The sequence below is a fragment of the Pseudomonas sp. FBCC-B545 genome (assembly GCF_059134095.1).
The window spans coordinates 4,214,086-4,228,507 of sequence record NZ_CP101441.1 but is presented as its reverse complement, the minus strand read 5'-3'; the positions used below and the strand labels follow the sequence as shown (position 1 = coordinate 4,228,507).

Sequence of the window (14,422 nt, the reverse complement as noted above, 5' to 3'; positions counted from 1 at the left end):
CTCAATAGGTCGCTGCCTGTCAGGCTACTTCACACAGGGCGCTGGGGTCGATGGAAAGTGCCAGGCGCTGGCCGTCCGGGTGCAGATCGTCGGCCGAGCGGTTGAGCACGTCCACCACCAGCTCTACACCGCGGGCTTCGATGCGGTAGCGGATCACGTTGCCCAACAGGCTGTGGCTACGCACCAGCGCATCCAGTTCGCCGTTGCGGCTCAGCTCGATGGCTTCCGGGCGAATGGCAATACGGCTGTTGATCGGGCGTTGCAGCAGTTGAGTGGCCTTGTCGGCGTCGAGCAGGTTGTAGTTGCCGATAAAACCGGCGGCAAATGCATCCACCGGCGCAGTGTAGAGCGTCTCGGCATCGCCGCTCTGCACGATCTGGCCCTGGTTCATCAGGAAGATGCGGTCAGACATGGTCAGGGCTTCTTCCTGGTCATGGGTCACGAAGATCGTGGTCAGCCCCAGCTCGCGCTGAATCTGGCGGATCTGTTCGCGCAAGTGCTTGCGAATCCGTGCATCCAACGCCGACAGTGGCTCATCCAGCAACAGCAGGCGCGGGCGGGTCACCAGGGAGCGGGCGAGGGCCACACGCTGGCATTGGCCGCCAGACATCTGGTGCGGGTAGCGACCGGCCAGGTCCTTGAGCTCCACCAGTTGCAGCACTTGCTGCACACGCTTGTGGCTGTCGTCGGCGTTGACCTTTTGCATGCGCAGGCCAAAGGCGACGTTCTGTTCCACGGTCATATTGGGGAACAGCGCGTAACTTTGGAACACCATGCCGATATGACGTTTCTGCGGGCTCAGGGGCACGATGTCCTGGCCATCCAATAGGATCTTACCGCTGTCCACCGAGGTCAGCCCGGCAATGCAGCGCAGCAGGGTGGACTTGCCGCAACCGGACGGGCCGAGCAGGGTGACGAACTCGCCCTTGGCGATTTCGCAGTTGATATCACTGAACACCGGGGTACCGGAGTAGCCTTTTTGCAGATGTTGGACGCTGACGAAGCTCATTGGCTTTTGTCCTTGTTCAAGATATTGGCGGCCCAGGTCAGCACCAGCACGAAGAAAAAATAGGAAATCACCACGGCGCTGGTGAAGTGGCCGCTGCTGTTGCGCATGTTGTTGAGGTACACCTGCAAGGTCTCGTAGCGGGTGCCGACAAGGATGTTGGCGAATACGAACTCGCCGAACAGGAACGAGAACGATAACAGCAGCGCCACCATCAGGCCCTTGCGCAGGTTGGGCAGCACCACCAGGATCGCGGCTTGCCAGGTGCTGGCGCCGAGCAGTTGCGAGGCGTCCATCAGGTCGCGCAGGTTAATGGCCTGCAGGTTATTGGTGATCGCGCGGTACATGAACGGCAGCGCCACGGTGAAGTAGCAGCCGATCAGGATCCATGGCGTGCCCACCATCGCTAATGGCCCGGAGCCATATAGTTGTAGCAGGCCCACCGACGACACCACCGGCGGCACCGCAAAGGGCAGCAGGATCAGGATGTTCATCAGCGCGTCGAGCCTGGGGAAGTGGTAATGCACCACGAACAGCAGCGGCAGGATCAGCACCACTGAGAGAATCAGCGCGCCCACGCACACTAGCAATGATTGCCCGAATGCCATCAGGAAGCGCGGGTCGCTCCACAGCTGTACATACCATTTCACCGTGAAACCGGCAGGCAGGATGGTGGCTGACCAACTGCTGGCAATGGAATACACAAAGGTGCCAATCAGCGGCAGCACCAGGATCAGGAACAACAGGTACACCACTACCCGATGGTAGAGGGTGGCCGGGCCGGCATCAGCGCGTGACATGGTAGCTCCTCTTGAGCAGCAGTTGATGGACCACGGTGACCACCGTCATCAGCGCTACCAGCACCACCGCCAGGGCGCTGGCCATGTTCGGGTCCAGCGACACATCGCCGGAGACCAGGCCGGCAATGCGGATCGGCAGCACGTTGAAGTTTCCTGTGGTCAGGGCATACACCGTGGCGTAGGCGCCCAGGGCATTGGCCAGCAGGATCACGAAGGTGCCCAGCAGTGCCGGCGTCAGCACCGGCAACCCGATATGCCGCCAGAACTGCCAGCCATTGGCGCCGAGCAGGGCAGCCGACTCACGCCAGTCTTCGCGCAATGCGTCAAAGGCTGGGTAGAGCAACAGCACACCGAGGGGAATCTGGAAGTAGGTATAGAGGATGATCAAGCCGGTTTTCGAGTACAGGTTGAAGTCCTGAATGATCCCGACCTGCTTGAGCATGATGGTGATGCTGCCGTTGAACCCCAGCAGGATGATGAACGCGAAGGCCAGGGGCACGCCTGCGAAGTTGCTGGTCATGTTGGCAAAGGCCGTGACGAAGTTGCGCAGCGGCGAATCCACCCGGCGCAGGGAGTAGCTGCCCAGGGTGGCGATGATGATGCCGAAGATGCTGGAGTAGAAACTGATCTCCAGGCTGAACTGGATCGCCTGCCGGTAGAACTTGGAACTGAAGATGCGCGTGAAGTTTTCCAGGCCCCAGCCGGACTCTTCGGTCTGCAGGCTGTTGATCAGCACCCACACCAGCGGCGCAATCTCGAACACGATAAAGAACAGTGCGAAGGGCACCAGGCAGAGCAGGGCCAGCCATTTGCCGCGGGTCATTGAATTCACTTCAGCAGCTCCCGGCATACAGGTTTGTCGTGGGGTACGCCGAGCAGTTCACACACCGTGCCGCACAAGTCTGTCTGTGTGGGCGCGGCATTGCTGTCCAGGCTGAATCCGTCGCCGAGTACAAACAGGGGGACCTCGCGCTCTTCTGGCAATAGGCCGTTGTGGGAGCGATCGTTGTTCATGCCGTGGTCAGCGGTAACCATCACCTGGTAGCCGGCGTCGAGCCAAGCTTGCAGATAGTCGGCCAGGATGATGTCGACCGAGCGCGCGCTGTTGCGGTATTGCGCGGAGTCGAGGCCGTGCTTATGGCCGGCGTCGTCGACGTTCATCGGGTGCACGAGCAGCAGGTTCGGCGCGTGCTTGAGCCGCAGGCTTTCGGCATCGGCGAACAGGTGGGAATCCGGGTAGTGGTCATGCCAGTAGAAATGCCCATGCTGGATCGCCAGCGCCTTGTCGTCGGTGTGGCGATCTCGGGCGGCGAGAAAAGGCGTGCGGTTATACAGCTCACTGACCCAATGGTAAGCCGCCGCTGCCGTGGTCAAGCCTGCATCGGTGGCGTAATGGAAGACGCTGCGCTGGTTGGACAGGCGCGAGACGTTGTTATGGACGATGCCGCTGTCAATCGGCGGCACGCCGGTGAGGATGCATTCATACAGCGGGCGGGACAGGGCGGGCAGTTCACATTCCAGTGTGTAGAGGGCTGCGCGTCCTGCGCCGACATAGGCCTGCAAGTGCCCCATGGCGTGCCTGGCGACCTCGAAGTTCAGGCCGTCGAGCACCACAAGGATGACATTGTGCTTCATGGGGGCTGGGGCTCCGCAACAGATTGGATTCGACTCGATTGTCCGCAAGAAACCGGACCAAATGTGGGAGGGGGCTTGCCCCCGATGACGGTGGAACAGCTAATAAATCTGTTGAATGACACACCGCTATCGGGGGCAAGCCCCCTCCCACATTGGATCTCCACTGGGTCTCCAATGTGGGATAACCCCTTACTTCATTTCTACGATGACCTGCTCGTTCCACAGCTGCGGCAGCTTCTTGGAGGTCGCTTCCCAGGCATCGGCATCCTTGATCGGTTGCGGATTGGCCTTGGTGTACTGCTCGCCCGGGATCAGGTTCTTGGCGATGTCGGCCGGCAGTTTCAGGTCGGTTTCAGCGCGGATAGGACGGGCATTGCCCTTCGCCAGATTGAGCTGGCCGGCATCGCTGAAGATGTATTCGCGGGTCAGCTTGGCGGCGTTCGGGTGCTTGGCGTATTTGTTGATGATGGTGGTGTAGCCGGATTTCACCGAGCCATCCGAAGGGATCAACACCACGTAGTCATCCGGGTTGGCCATCTTGGCCTTGTAGCTCAGGCCGTTGAAGTCCCAGACGATACCCACTTCGACTTCGCCTTTTTCCATGGTGGCGATGGTCGGGTTGGACAGCGAGAGGCGACCTTGCTGGGCGATCTTGGTGAAGAATTGCAGGCCCGGTGCGATGTTTTTCTCGTCGCCCTTGTTGGCGATGGCGGCGGCGAGTACCGCGTTGGACGCCTGGGCGGCGGTGCTCACGTCACCTACCGACACCTTGTACTTGCCGGTCTGCAGGTCAGCCCAACTGGTGGGAACCTCGGAGCCGTGCAGCAGCTTCTTGTTGACGATAAAGGCAATGGTGCCGGTGTAGGCCAGGGCCCAGTGACCGTCCTTGTCTTTGGCCCAGTCTGGCACCTGTGCCCAGGTAGAAGGCTTGTACGGCTGGGTGACTTCCTGCTTCACCGCGATGGGGCCAAAGGCCGCGCCAACGTCGCCGATATCGGCACTGGCGTTGTCTTTCTCGGCTTTGAACTTGGCGATTTCCTGGGCCGAACTCATGTCGGTGTCGATGTGCTTGAGGCCATAGGTGTTGGCCAGGTCTGCCCAGGTACCTTTCCAGTTGGCCCAGTCATCGGGCATGCCGACGCTGTTGATGGCGCCTTCCGCTTTCGCGGCGGCTTCGAGCGTTTTCAAATCGGTATCAGCGGCCATGGCGGCGGTGCACATGGCAATGGTCGAGCCTAACAGTGATGCCAGGAAAAGCTGTTTCATCCGAAGCTCCTTTGGGCGTTTTCAACGCGGCGTTTTATATGAACGTTAGCGGTGGTTTGGTCTAGGTCAGCAATACCTGAGCCAATCTAGGCCCGATGGATGACAGTTTCATGTCGATGTCGTTTTCAAAGCGCTGATGTCGCTCAGCGCAGAGTTAGCGTAGACCATGTCCAAGTGCCCGCAGGCCCTGGACTTGGCCGATGTATTGCAGGGTGTGGTAGGAAGGGCTACACCCGCTGTCATCTGTCGGTCATCTGTAATGCCTAGGCTGGCACGCAACAGCAAAAGCCCAAATAGAGCACGTTTTGTGCACCCGAACGGTGCTGGTCTAGTCCAGATAGGTAACGTTGATGCGTGATGAGGCAATCAAGGCGGTAACCTCCATTGGCCTGGCGCTGCAAGAGCAGATCGACCATGGCCTGTTGCCGCCAGCCAGCAAGTTGCCCGCCGAACGCAAGCTCAGCGAGTTGTTTGGTACCACTCGGATTACCGTGCGGGAAGCCTTGTTACAGCTGGAGGCTCAAGGGCAGATCTATCGCGAAGAGCGTCGCGGCTGGTTCGTCTCGCCGCCGCGACTGGCCTATAACCTGATGCAACGCAGCCACTTTCACGCGATGGTCAGCGACCAGGGGCGTGTGGCCTGCACTGAAGTGATTTCGGCCCGGCTGCAACCGGCGTCGGCGGCGGTGTGTGCATGGTTGCAATTGCCGGCGCTGTCCAGCGTGATCCAGATTTGCCGCAGCCGCAGGATCGACGGGCGTCTGGTGCTGTACGTGGAGCACTACCTGAACCCCCGGTATTTTCCAGGGATCCTGGCGTGTGATTTGAATCAGTCGATGACCGAGCTGTATGCGCGCAAGTACGACTTGCACTATGGACGGGTGCGCTTTGAAATCGTGCCGACTTCCCTGCCAGTGGAGGCCGCCGCCGCGTTGCGCGTGTCGGTGGGCAGCCCGGGCTTGCGCATCGCCCGGGTCAACTATGACCAACACCAGCGCCTGATCGATTGTGACCTGGAGTTCTGGCGCCATGATGCGATTCATGTGGAGGTGGATGTCATGGCGTCAGCGTCTTGATCACCTGATCCGCATTGGTTTCCAACTCGGTCACAGGGTCGGCACCGTCCACATTCAACACCAGCAGCGTGGAGCCGCCGGCAGTGACAGCCGCTTTCACCGTCTCACTTGGTTGACGGTGGTGCAGCACTATCACCACATCGTTGTCCTTCAAGTCGGTACTGAGTTTCTGCAGCGCCTCAGGCGTCCAGTCGGCATCGGGTCGCGCATCGGTGCTGACCAGTTCCAGGTTCAAGCTGCTGACCAAGTAGGCAAAGTGATCGCTCAAGCTGACCACGCTCAGGTTGTCAGCTTTTGCCAGTCGCGCCTCGCTGTCGGCGTTGAGCTTGAGCAGGCGTTGCTTGAGGGCGGCCAGGTTGGCGTCGATCTTCGGTTTGGCGCCCGGTGCCAGGCGGCTCAGGTCGGCGGCCATCACATCGGCCATGCGCCCCATATTGTTGCTCGATTGCCAGGGTTGACTGTTCAAACCATCGGCACCGCCGGGTTGCACGGCGATCCCTGGCAAGCCGCCGTCTACCGGGCGTGCGGCATCCACTTCCACGATACGGATATTGCTGCGACGCGCCACCGGGTACAGCGGGTCATCGGCCCACAGGGAACGCAGGCCGATGGCGGCGTCGGCGTCCTGTGCCAAGGTATTGAGTGCCGCAGCACCGCGGCCGGTGAAATAGGACACCTGCCGCGAGCCTGGCAGGTTGGCGGGGGCTGCACGTTCAAGCTGCACGTCGGTGCCTTTGAGCAGCACTTCGGCCAAGCCGTAGGTGATGGGCAGCGAGGCCAGGACCTTTACCGTTTTTACCGACTTGGCCTTGGTCAGCGCGGCATGGCCGAGGCCGTGGTTGGCCTTGAATTCCTTTGGATCGAAACCATCAACGGCGGCCAGCGCCGAAGTACTGATCAAGCAAGCGATGGCCAGGGCCATTGGGCGAAAGACAGGGCGCATTATCCAAGATTCCCTTTGAGGCTGGGCACGGTGCCGCGGGCAATGGCGGCGAAGGCAAAGGCGATACCGGCAACCAGGATGATTGCGGCGCCGGACGGGATCGGCAGGTCGAAGATGATCGGCAGCAGGATCCCGCACAGGGTGCTGACGGTGGCGATGACGACCGACACCCAGAAAAACCCCTTGAGCGACTGGCTCAACAGGCGGGCCGCGGCGGCCGGAATCACCAGCAGCGCACCGACCAGGATCGCGCCGATGACCTTGACCGCCGCCACGGTAATCAGTGTCACCAGGATCACGAACAGATAATCCAGGGTCTTCACCGCGACACCACGTACCGCCGCCAACTGCGGATTGAAACTGGCGAGCATGATGCGGTTGTACAGCGGCAACGCCAGGGCCATCACCAGCGAGCCGACGATTGCCAATACCAATAAGTCGTTGCCATTGACCGTCAGCACTGAGCCAAACAGCACGTTCTCCAGAATATGCACATTGATCTTGCCGGCCAGGATCAGCAGCAGGCTGGCGCCCAGTGCCAGGGACACCGAGAGGAACACGCCGATCAGGGTATCCGGCGCCAGGCCGGTACGGTTGCGCAGGTAGTTCAGCAGGATGCCGAACAGCAGGCAGTAGCCGAACAGGCTGCCATAGGGCCCAGTGTAGGGTTCGCCGAGCAGGATACCCACGGCCACGCCGGTCAGTGCGGCATGGCCGACCGCTTCGGAGAAAAACGCAAAGCGCTTGACCACCACCAGCGTACCCAAGCCGCCCAGTACCGGGCCGATCAGCAAACCGGCGAGCAGGGCGTTGACCACAAACCCGTAGGCCAGGGCTTCCGGCAGGTACCCGGAAGAGGCCCAGCCCTGAACCATCAAGCGAAAGGCTTCATAACTCATTGCGCCGGGCTCCGAGGGTGAGTGGAGAACAGGGTCAACAGGCGGTCCGGGGTCAGCGCCTCTTTAGGCGTGGCGTCGAACAGCACGCGGCGGTTCAGCCCGGTGACGCGGTCGGCCAGGCGGCCGACGGCTTCCAGGTCGTGCTCGATCCACAGCACGGTGATCCCGGCCAGGCGCCAGTCTTTTAGCAAGCGTTCGAAGACCTGGATGCCGGCTTCGTCGAGGGCCGACATCGGCTCATCCAGCACCAGCAATTGCGGCGCCGGGATCAGGCCCTGGGCCAGCAGGACGCGCTGGCGTTCGCCACCGGACAACGCGCCCATGCGGCGCTTGCGCTTGTCCTGCATGCCTACCCGTTCGAGCGCTTCGCCAATGGCGGCGGCGTAATGCCTGGACAGGCCAAGGAACGCCGGGCGGCGCTGGCACATGGCGGCCATGAAATCATCCACGGTCATCGGCAAACCACGGTCAAACTCCAGTGCCTGGGGCACATAACCGATGGTGCCGGGCGTGGTCGGCCACTCCAGGCTCAATCGGCCCTGGTGGGGCGTCTGCCCCAGCAGGGTCTTGATCAGCGAGCTTTTGCCGCCGCCGTTGGGACCTACCAGTGCGTGGATGCTGCCCGGCTGTACCTGGAAACTTACGCTGTCGAGGATCACGGTGCGCCCGAGGGTCAGCGATACCTGGTCGAAGTCCAGGGTCGGGCCGACGCTGACTACGTTCAGTTGCTCTGCCGCCGTCATGCCCCCGACTCCTGGATCGCACGGACCACGGTGTTGAGGTTGCCGGTCATTTCAACTTCGTACTTTTCAGCGCTGTATTCTCCATAGGAAATATGCGACAGCGGGTACAGCTTGACCCCGGATTCACGCTGAATGGTGTCAACGTAGGTGGACGGGAAATCCATCTCCGAGAAGATCACCTTCACATCCAGGGCGCGCAGTTCATCGATGGTTTTTTTCAGCTGGCTGGGGCTCGGCTCGATACCGTGGGCCGGCTCCACTACCGCAGTCACTTCCAGGCCAAACTCGCGCAGCAGGTAGTCATAGGCGGCATGCACCGTAGCTACACGCAGGTCCGGGTTGGGGGCGCTGGTCAGCTTGGCCAGGGCGTCGGCGCGCATCTGGCGCAGGCGCTTGCCGTAGGCGCGCGCATTCTGGGTGTAGGCCTTGGCGTTGTCCGGGTCGAGCTTGCCCAATTCGCGGGCGATGTTATTGACCTGGGCTATCGAGGCACTGATCGACAGGAAGGTGTGCGGGTTGACCACCTTGCCTGCGCCGCGTGCGGCATTGCCGGTGGCGGCCAGCAGCGGCACGTTGGCGTTGGCTTCGATCACCGGGATGTCCGGGCGCTCGCTGGTGGCGATCATGCGGTCGGCAAAGTCGTCATGGCCGACGCCGTTGAGCACGATCACATCCAGCGTGCCGATGCGCTTGATGTCTTCGGCGCGTGGTTCGTAGGCATGGGGGTTGAAGCCGGCCGGGATCAGCGGCACCACCTCGGCTTTGTCGCCGACGATATTGGCCACATAGCTGTAATAAGGGTGCAGGGTGATGCCGATACGCAGGCGCTTGGCCGCTTCGGCATTCGCCAGCGGGGAGAGCATCAGGCTGAGAAAGCTGACCAGCAACAGGCGCATCAGGGGCGATGAAATAGACATGGGCAATCGGTCTTCTCGTTCAGTGACGGTGCTGGCGAGTGACGCCGGCATCGAATTGCGCGACCACTTGCTGCCAGCCGGCCGCAATCAGCGCCTGGTCAGTGAGGTCGGAAGGGGCGGCGAGGTTGGCGCTGCGGTTGAGCCAGATATCCGGCTCGTTGCCCTGCACGCGCATCAGCAGCGAACCGCTGGTGGCGGGTGCCTGGCTCAAGCCGAGGTAGGCGGCTGGGACCAACAGCTGCCAGCGATGGTCGCCACGGCTGACCGAACTGGCATCCTGGGCAAAGGGCGCGAAGCCTTCCTCGGCCAGTTGCTCAGGTGTCGGCAGGGCATTTTGCTCCTGTTGCAACAGGTGGATTTCATCCAGCGTCACCCGCAGGTCGGCATAGATGCCTTGCTCGGCGGCGCTCAGGTCGCGGCGGGCGTCCAACTGGTGGCTCGGCACCGCCGTGACTGCCTGGCTTTCACCGTGTAATGCCACCACCGTGCCCGCCACTGCCAGGATGATCAGGCACAACAGCAGCACGTAGAGGGTTTCATGACCTGCACCGGCGGGGCGTACAACCTGTGTGGTAGTCATTGCGCCTGGATATCCGCTTGGTCGATTTCCACGACGTGGCCGGGGCCGGCATCAAACAGCACATAGAACTCGGCAGCAGGCTTCTTGAAGGTCAGGGTGGAATCCTCGCCGAGCTTGCCCGGCACCAGGATGGTTTCGTCGTAGCCGATCACATCCAGGGTTACACCAGGGGCGCCGCTGCCGTCGGAAAAGCCGCCCTTGCATTGGATCTGCTCGCCGGGGATTTCCTTGCATTCGCACATCGGGTTGTGGGCAAAGGCGGTGGTACTGAAAGCCGCGCACAGCAGCAGTGCGGCGCGGGTCAGGCGCTTGAACGTCATGGTTTGACTCCTTGCTTGTTCAGCCAGGCAATGGTGGCAGGCGAGGCCTGGCTCAGCGGGATGGAACCCTGGTGCATGCTGCCGTCCCAGCCTTCCATGGTTACCCACACCTGGGCGTCTACCGGTGTGCGTTCCGGCACCGGCAGGGCGGCGCCCATGCGGTACGGCGTACCGAAGAAGATCACCCCGGCGGCGCGCAGGCTGCGCGGCTTGCCGATGCGCAGGTAGGTGGCCTTGACCTGGTTGGTGCAGGTGTCACACAGGGCGGCATTGAATAATTTCATCGGTCCGGCAGGGTCTGGCCGTGGGCCTTCATTGCGCAGCTCGGCGAGGGTCAGGCTCCACGGGCCGACTTGCACCTGCCCAGCCACGCGCTCGCCGATACCGGTATCTCCGCGAAACAGCGCGGCATCGGCGAAGTACTTGGGCATGAACCCCAGTGGCACGAGCAACAGCAGGATGTTGATGTGGAAACGCCATTTCAGCCAGAAGGCGCGAAGGGGGGATGGCGGTACAGTCGCGACCTTGCTCATCGCTGGGCCTCCGGGGTTTCAGCCTGCATGGCCGGGATGGGCGCGGGTTGCCGCTGGGTCTTGGCTTCGCGCTTGAGGGCGTTGAGGGTGGCCAGGGCGGTGCGCTTGGTCCAGATCAGCAAGCCGCTCAGCACCATCATGCTCAGCACCAGGCCGAAGAATGCCCAGATCAACTTGATCCACAAGCCGCCAAAGTCACCAGTGTGCAGCGGGCGCATGGATTCGGTGACGAACTCCAGCGCGGTACGGTCGGACAGCAGGTTCGTGACGGCGATTTCACCGTCATAGGGGTTCAGTTGTGCGGTCTGGAACATTAGTGGGTACCAGCCCCGGCCGCCAATCTGCAAATGGCTGTAGGCGTTGAACGGCAGGACCAGAAAAGAGGCTTCCAGCCCGGGAATGCGTTGACTCGCAATCTCGATTGCGTCGTCCAGCGCAATCATCGGCGCGGGTACGCCAGGTGCAGAGGTTGGCACTTTCTCGCGGGCGATCACCGGCACGACCGGCTCGCTGGAGATGGAAATCTGGTTGTCACCCAGGATCGCCTGGATCAGGAACCAGGTGCCGGTGATGGAGATGACCGCGATAAACCAGATCGACCAGATACCGCTGAGGCGGTGGAAGTCACCCCAGAAAATGCGCGCACCGTGGCGAAAACGCAGGGTTGGCTTGAAGAAGCCTTTCCAGAAACGCTTGTACACCACCAGGCCGGTGACCAGCGAGGCCAGCAGCGGCAAGCCAAGCAAGGACACCAGGTACCAGCCCCAGCTGTAGCCGTTGGTGAACGGCACCAGCCACCAGCCGTGCAGAGCACGGGTGAATTGCTGGAAGTTGAACGACGGGCTGATGCCCTGGATCGCTCCGGTATAGGGGTTGGCGTAGACCTCCACGGAACGTCCATCCGGGTAGCTGAGGTCGACACTCAGGGCGAAGTGCGATTCATCCGGACGGCTGATGGATCGCACGATAGCCTGGGGTTCATCGCGCTTGATGGCGGCGATCACCTGGCCAAAGCTCAGCGGCTGGGCGTCATCCGACGGTTTGCTCGCACGGATATCCGGGTTGGCCAGCCAGACGATTTCCTGGCTGACCACCGCCAGGGTGCCGGTAACGCAGACGATCAGTACAAAGAACCAGATGGGCAATGCCAGCCAGCTATGCACGAGAAACCAGAGTTTGGAGCGTGACTTCTTCGACATGATTAATGAGGGTCTTGATCGGAGGGGGCAATGGAGGCCCGGAAAAGGCCGGTCGTAGCTTTTGCTGACGCGACGGGCTGTATCTAAGTTAAGACGGATGAGAATGAGAAATCCCTAATGCATATATGAAAGTAAATGTTTCAGGTTCACATTCAGGCGGTATGGAAACGTTGATCGAACACGAAACATGTTTCATGCGATCACCCCGTCGCCATTGATGGGGCAGGACGGCTGGCTAGGATGGGCGGACCCCGTCGAGCGAGCCCGCAAGAAAATGACTGCCAGAACCCTCTACGACAAACACATCGATTCCCATACGGTGTGCGCCCTGGATGACCAGGGCCATGTTTTGCTTTATATCGACCGCCAGGTGATCAACGAATACACCAGCCCCCAGGCGTTCAGCGGCTTGCGCGAGGCCGGGCGCACGGTGTGGCGCCCCGGCACGGCGCTGGCGGTGGTCGACCATGTGAACCCCACCACTCCCACGCGGGTCGCGACCATGCCGGATGCCGGCGCGGCGCGACAGGTGGCCTACCTTGCGGAAAACTGCCGGGATTTCGGCGTCGAACTGCTGGATGTCCTCGACAAGCGTCAAGGCATCGAACACGTGATCGCGCCGGAGCAGGGGTTTATCCTGCCCGGTATGGTGATTGCCGCCGGAGATAGCCACACCACCACCTACGGCGCCCTCGGCGCATTCGGCTTTGGCATCGGCACCTCGGAAATCGAGCATCTGCTGGCCTCCCAGACCCTGGTCTACAAACGCTTGAAAACCCTGCTAGTGAACGTCGATGGCGAGCTGGCGCCGGGCCTGACTTCCAAGGACGTGATCATGGCGCTGATCAGCCAGATCGGTGCATCCGGTGCCACCGGCTACGCCATCGAGTTCCGTGGCACCACCATCGATGCGCTGAGCATCGAAGCGCGCATGACCATCTGCAATATGGCCGTGGAGGCCGGCGCCCGTGGCGCGTTCATGGCGCCGGATGACAAGGTGTTCGCCTACCTCAAGGACAAGCCTCGCGCACCCCGGGGGGCGCTGTGGGAACAAGCCCTGCGTCAATGGCGCACGCTGCGCAGTGACGAGGGCGCGGTGTTTGACCGCGAAGTCCAACTGAATGCCGCCACCCTGGAACCCATGGTCACCTGGGGCACCAGCCCCGACCAGGCCGCGTCCATTGGCGCCCGTGTGCCCGACCCGCAGCACGTCAGCGATCTGATACTGCGCCAGGGCATGCGTCGCGCCCTCGATTACATGGGCCTGGAACCCGGCATGCCGCTGAGCGATATCGTCATCAGCCATGCGTTTATCGGTTCCTGCACCAACGCGCGCATCGAAGACCTGCGCGACGCCGCCCGCGTGGTGCGCGGCAAACAGGTGGCCGATCATGTACGCGCGATGATCGTACCGGGCTCCACGCAAGTCAGGGACCAGGCCGAAGCCGAAGGGCTGGCCGCGATCTTTATCGACGCTGGTTTCGAATGGCGTCAGTCGGGCTGCTCGATGTGCCTGGCGATGAACGACGACGTATTGGCCCCCGGCGACCGCTGTGCCTCCAGCACCAACCGCAATTTCGAAGGCCGCCAGGGTGCGGGGGCCCGCACTCACTTGATGAGCCCGGCGATGGTCGCCGCTGCCGCCATCACCGGCCGGCTCACCGATATCCGTGACCTTGGAGAGCGCCCATGAGCCTGCAACCCTTCACCCTGGTCACTGGCAAAGCCGCACCGATGCTGGCGGCCAATATCGATACCGATGTGATCATGCCCAAGCAGTTTCTCAAGGGCATCGATCGCAATGGCCTGGACCGTGGGCTGTTTTTTGACCTGCGTTTTTTGCCGTCCGGTGCGCCAAATTCCGAGTTCGTGCTCAATCAACCGGCCTGGCAAGGCGCGAGCTTTATGGTGGTGGGGCCGAACTTCGGCTGTGGCTCCAGCCGCGAGCATGCGGTGTGGGGCCTGAAGCAAATGGGCATTCGTGCTTTGATCGGCAGCAGCTTCGCCGGAATTTTCCAAGACAACTGCCAGCGTAACGGGCTGTTATTGATCACTCTGGAACAGAACGTGTTACACCGGCTTGCCCAAACCATCAGTCAAGCGGATCAGGCGCAGATCAGTATTGACCTTGAGGCCCAGCAGATTCGTCTGGCGGATGGCCAGTTGATCCCGTTCCAGATCGACACCTTGCGCAAGACGGCACTGTTACTCGGCCTGGATGCAATCGGCAGCACCTTGCAGCGCAGCGAGCAGATCAAGGCATTTGAGCGCCAGCACCTGGCGACGAAGCCCTGGCTCGATTGACACCGGGTGCTTCGTCGACTTAAGTGGGACCGACATGGGCGACGGGTTGTCCGAGGTGGCATTGATCTCCCGTGCGCAAAGCGAGCCCGATAGCTTGCGCTTGCCGCAGTTCAGCCTCTTGACCCTGATCCAGATGGCGGGCTTTGGCGTGGGCATGCTAGTGGTCAGGCCGTTCTGCGTTGGTGGTCATGACGATATGGC

16 protein-coding genes are annotated in these 14,422 nt (G+C 61.6%); 3 read left to right on the top strand and 13 right to left on the bottom strand.

What is annotated here, in order from left to right; genetic code table 11:
- Positions 1-19: 19 nt before the first annotated feature.
- The 5 genes from NMB39_RS19510 to NMB39_RS19490 form a co-directional block, all read right to left on the bottom strand.
- On the bottom strand, positions 20-1,009 hold the full coding sequence (locus tag NMB39_RS19510; protein ID WP_494340198.1) for an ABC transporter ATP-binding protein: 990 nt from the start codon (positions 1,007-1,009) through the stop codon (positions 20-22).
- Positions 1,006-1,806: an ABC transporter permease gene (locus NMB39_RS19505; protein ID WP_046069029.1), complete on the bottom strand. Its 801-nt coding sequence runs from the start codon at positions 1,804-1,806 to the stop codon at positions 1,006-1,008. Before NMB39_RS19505 ends, NMB39_RS19510 begins: the two co-directional genes overlap by 4 nt.
- Positions 1,793-2,629: an ABC transporter permease gene (locus tag NMB39_RS19500; RefSeq protein ID WP_494340577.1), complete on the bottom strand. Its 837-nt coding sequence runs from the start codon at positions 2,627-2,629 to the stop codon at positions 1,793-1,795. The genes NMB39_RS19505 and NMB39_RS19500 overlap by 14 nt, the downstream gene beginning before the upstream one ends.
- A 5-nt stretch (positions 2,630-2,634) precedes the next feature.
- On the bottom strand, positions 2,635-3,441 hold the full coding sequence (locus NMB39_RS19495) for an alkaline phosphatase family protein (RefSeq protein ID WP_057023759.1): 807 nt from the start codon (positions 3,439-3,441) through the stop codon (positions 2,635-2,637).
- A 189-nt stretch (positions 3,442-3,630) separates the two neighbouring features.
- Positions 3,631-4,707, bottom strand: coding sequence for an ABC transporter substrate-binding protein (locus NMB39_RS19490; RefSeq protein ID WP_043050320.1), 1,077 nt, complete (start codon positions 4,705-4,707; stop codon positions 3,631-3,633).
- Positions 4,708-5,057: 350 nt separating this feature from the next.
- On the opposite strand from NMB39_RS19490, the gene NMB39_RS19485 reads away from it, so the two are divergent.
- On the top strand, positions 5,058-5,783 hold the full coding sequence (locus NMB39_RS19485) for a UTRA domain-containing protein (protein ID WP_494340199.1): 726 nt from the start codon (positions 5,058-5,060) through the stop codon (positions 5,781-5,783).
- Here the strand turns inward: NMB39_RS19485 and NMB39_RS19480 are convergent.
- The 8 genes from NMB39_RS19480 to NMB39_RS19445 are packed head-to-tail and all read right to left on the bottom strand — an operon-like array spanning position 5,764 to position 11,917.
- The gene (locus tag NMB39_RS19480; RefSeq protein WP_494340200.1) at positions 5,764-6,726 is read right to left on the bottom strand and encodes a metal ABC transporter solute-binding protein, Zn/Mn family; all 963 of its coding nucleotides are present in this window, start codon (positions 6,724-6,726) and stop codon (positions 5,764-5,766) included. The two genes, NMB39_RS19485 and NMB39_RS19480, sit on opposite strands and share 20 nt — an antisense overlap.
- Positions 6,726-7,625, bottom strand: coding sequence for a metal ABC transporter permease (locus NMB39_RS19475; protein ID WP_056846313.1), 900 nt, complete (start codon positions 7,623-7,625; stop codon positions 6,726-6,728). Before NMB39_RS19475 ends, NMB39_RS19480 begins: the two co-directional genes overlap by 1 nt.
- Positions 7,622-8,368 carry a metal ABC transporter ATP-binding protein gene (locus NMB39_RS19470; RefSeq protein WP_057023761.1) on the bottom strand — a complete coding sequence of 249 codons (747 nt, stop codon included), beginning with the start codon at positions 8,366-8,368 and terminating at the stop codon, positions 7,622-7,624. Before NMB39_RS19470 ends, NMB39_RS19475 begins: the two co-directional genes overlap by 4 nt.
- Positions 8,365-9,285, bottom strand: coding sequence for a metal ABC transporter substrate-binding protein (locus NMB39_RS19465; protein WP_494340201.1), 921 nt, complete (start codon positions 9,283-9,285; stop codon positions 8,365-8,367). Before NMB39_RS19465 ends, NMB39_RS19470 begins: the two co-directional genes overlap by 4 nt.
- A gap of 19 nt (positions 9,286-9,304) precedes the next feature.
- Entirely contained in the window at positions 9,305-9,865 is a 561-nt protein-coding gene (locus tag NMB39_RS19460) for a DUF6162 family protein (protein ID WP_494340202.1), read from the bottom strand.
- Complete coding sequence (locus NMB39_RS19455) at positions 9,862-10,185, bottom strand: hypothetical protein (RefSeq protein ID WP_043050326.1); 324 nt, start codon at positions 10,183-10,185, stop codon at positions 9,862-9,864. The genes NMB39_RS19460 and NMB39_RS19455 overlap by 4 nt, the downstream gene beginning before the upstream one ends.
- Entirely contained in the window at positions 10,182-10,718 is a 537-nt protein-coding gene (locus NMB39_RS19450; RefSeq protein WP_057023763.1) for a PA2404 family protein, read from the bottom strand. The genes NMB39_RS19455 and NMB39_RS19450 overlap by 4 nt, the downstream gene beginning before the upstream one ends.
- On the bottom strand, positions 10,715-11,917 hold the full coding sequence (locus NMB39_RS19445) for a PepSY-associated TM helix domain-containing protein (protein ID WP_057023764.1): 1,203 nt from the start codon (positions 11,915-11,917) through the stop codon (positions 10,715-10,717). Before NMB39_RS19445 ends, NMB39_RS19450 begins: the two co-directional genes overlap by 4 nt.
- A gap of 274 nt (positions 11,918-12,191) precedes the next feature.
- Here NMB39_RS19445 and leuC point away from each other — a divergent pair, with 274 nt between their 5' ends.
- Positions 12,192-13,610 carry a 3-isopropylmalate dehydratase large subunit gene (gene leuC / locus NMB39_RS19440; protein WP_494340203.1) on the top strand — a complete coding sequence of 473 codons (1,419 nt, stop codon included), beginning with the start codon at positions 12,192-12,194 and terminating at the stop codon, positions 13,608-13,610.
- Positions 13,607-14,221 (top strand): 3-isopropylmalate dehydratase small subunit, encoded by a 615-nt coding sequence (gene leuD / locus NMB39_RS19435; RefSeq protein ID WP_057023765.1) that lies wholly within the window; start codon positions 13,607-13,609, stop codon positions 14,219-14,221. The genes leuC and leuD overlap by 4 nt, the downstream gene beginning before the upstream one ends.
- Positions 14,222-14,422 lie beyond the last annotated feature (201 nt).

What these genes read in the sequence shown, in the direction of transcription:
- NMB39_RS19475 (WP_056846313.1), bottom strand. Translation starts at nt 7,625, where the DNA reads ATGAGTTATGAAGCCTTTCGCTTGATGGTTCAGGGCTGGGCCTCTTCC.
- NMB39_RS19485 (WP_494340199.1), top strand. Translation starts at nt 5,058, where the DNA reads ATGCGTGATGAGGCAATCAAGGCGGTAACCTCCATTGGCCTGGCGCTG.
- NMB39_RS19455 (WP_043050326.1), bottom strand. Translation starts at nt 10,185, where the DNA reads ATGACGTTCAAGCGCCTGACCCGCGCCGCACTGCTGCTGTGCGCGGCT.
- NMB39_RS19445 (WP_057023764.1), bottom strand. Translation starts at nt 11,917, where the DNA reads ATGTCGAAGAAGTCACGCTCCAAACTCTGGTTTCTCGTGCATAGCTGG.
- NMB39_RS19470 (WP_057023761.1), bottom strand. Translation starts at nt 8,368, where the DNA reads ATGACGGCGGCAGAGCAACTGAACGTAGTCAGCGTCGGCCCGACCCTG.
- NMB39_RS19450 (WP_057023763.1), bottom strand. Translation starts at nt 10,718, where the DNA reads ATGAGCAAGGTCGCGACTGTACCGCCATCCCCCCTTCGCGCCTTCTGG.
- NMB39_RS19495 (WP_057023759.1), bottom strand. Translation starts at nt 3,441, where the DNA reads ATGAAGCACAATGTCATCCTTGTGGTGCTCGACGGCCTGAACTTCGAG.
- leuC (WP_494340203.1), top strand. Translation starts at nt 12,192, where the DNA reads ATGACTGCCAGAACCCTCTACGACAAACACATCGATTCCCATACGGTG.
- leuD (WP_057023765.1), top strand. Translation starts at nt 13,607, where the DNA reads ATGAGCCTGCAACCCTTCACCCTGGTCACTGGCAAAGCCGCACCGATG.
- NMB39_RS19505 (WP_046069029.1), bottom strand. Translation starts at nt 1,806, where the DNA reads ATGTCACGCGCTGATGCCGGCCCGGCCACCCTCTACCATCGGGTAGTG.
- NMB39_RS19500 (WP_494340577.1), bottom strand. Translation starts at nt 2,629, where the DNA reads ATGACCCGCGGCAAATGGCTGGCCCTGCTCTGCCTGGTGCCCTTCGCA.
- NMB39_RS19490 (WP_043050320.1), bottom strand. Translation starts at nt 4,707, where the DNA reads ATGAAACAGCTTTTCCTGGCATCACTGTTAGGCTCGACCATTGCCATG.
- NMB39_RS19510 (WP_494340198.1), bottom strand. Translation starts at nt 1,009, where the DNA reads ATGAGCTTCGTCAGCGTCCAACATCTGCAAAAAGGCTACTCCGGTACC.
- NMB39_RS19465 (WP_494340201.1), bottom strand. Translation starts at nt 9,285, where the DNA reads ATGTCTATTTCATCGCCCCTGATGCGCCTGTTGCTGGTCAGCTTTCTC.
- NMB39_RS19460 (WP_494340202.1), bottom strand. Translation starts at nt 9,865, where the DNA reads ATGACTACCACACAGGTTGTACGCCCCGCCGGTGCAGGTCATGAAACC.
- NMB39_RS19480 (WP_494340200.1), bottom strand. Translation starts at nt 6,726, where the DNA reads ATGCGCCCTGTCTTTCGCCCAATGGCCCTGGCCATCGCTTGCTTGATC.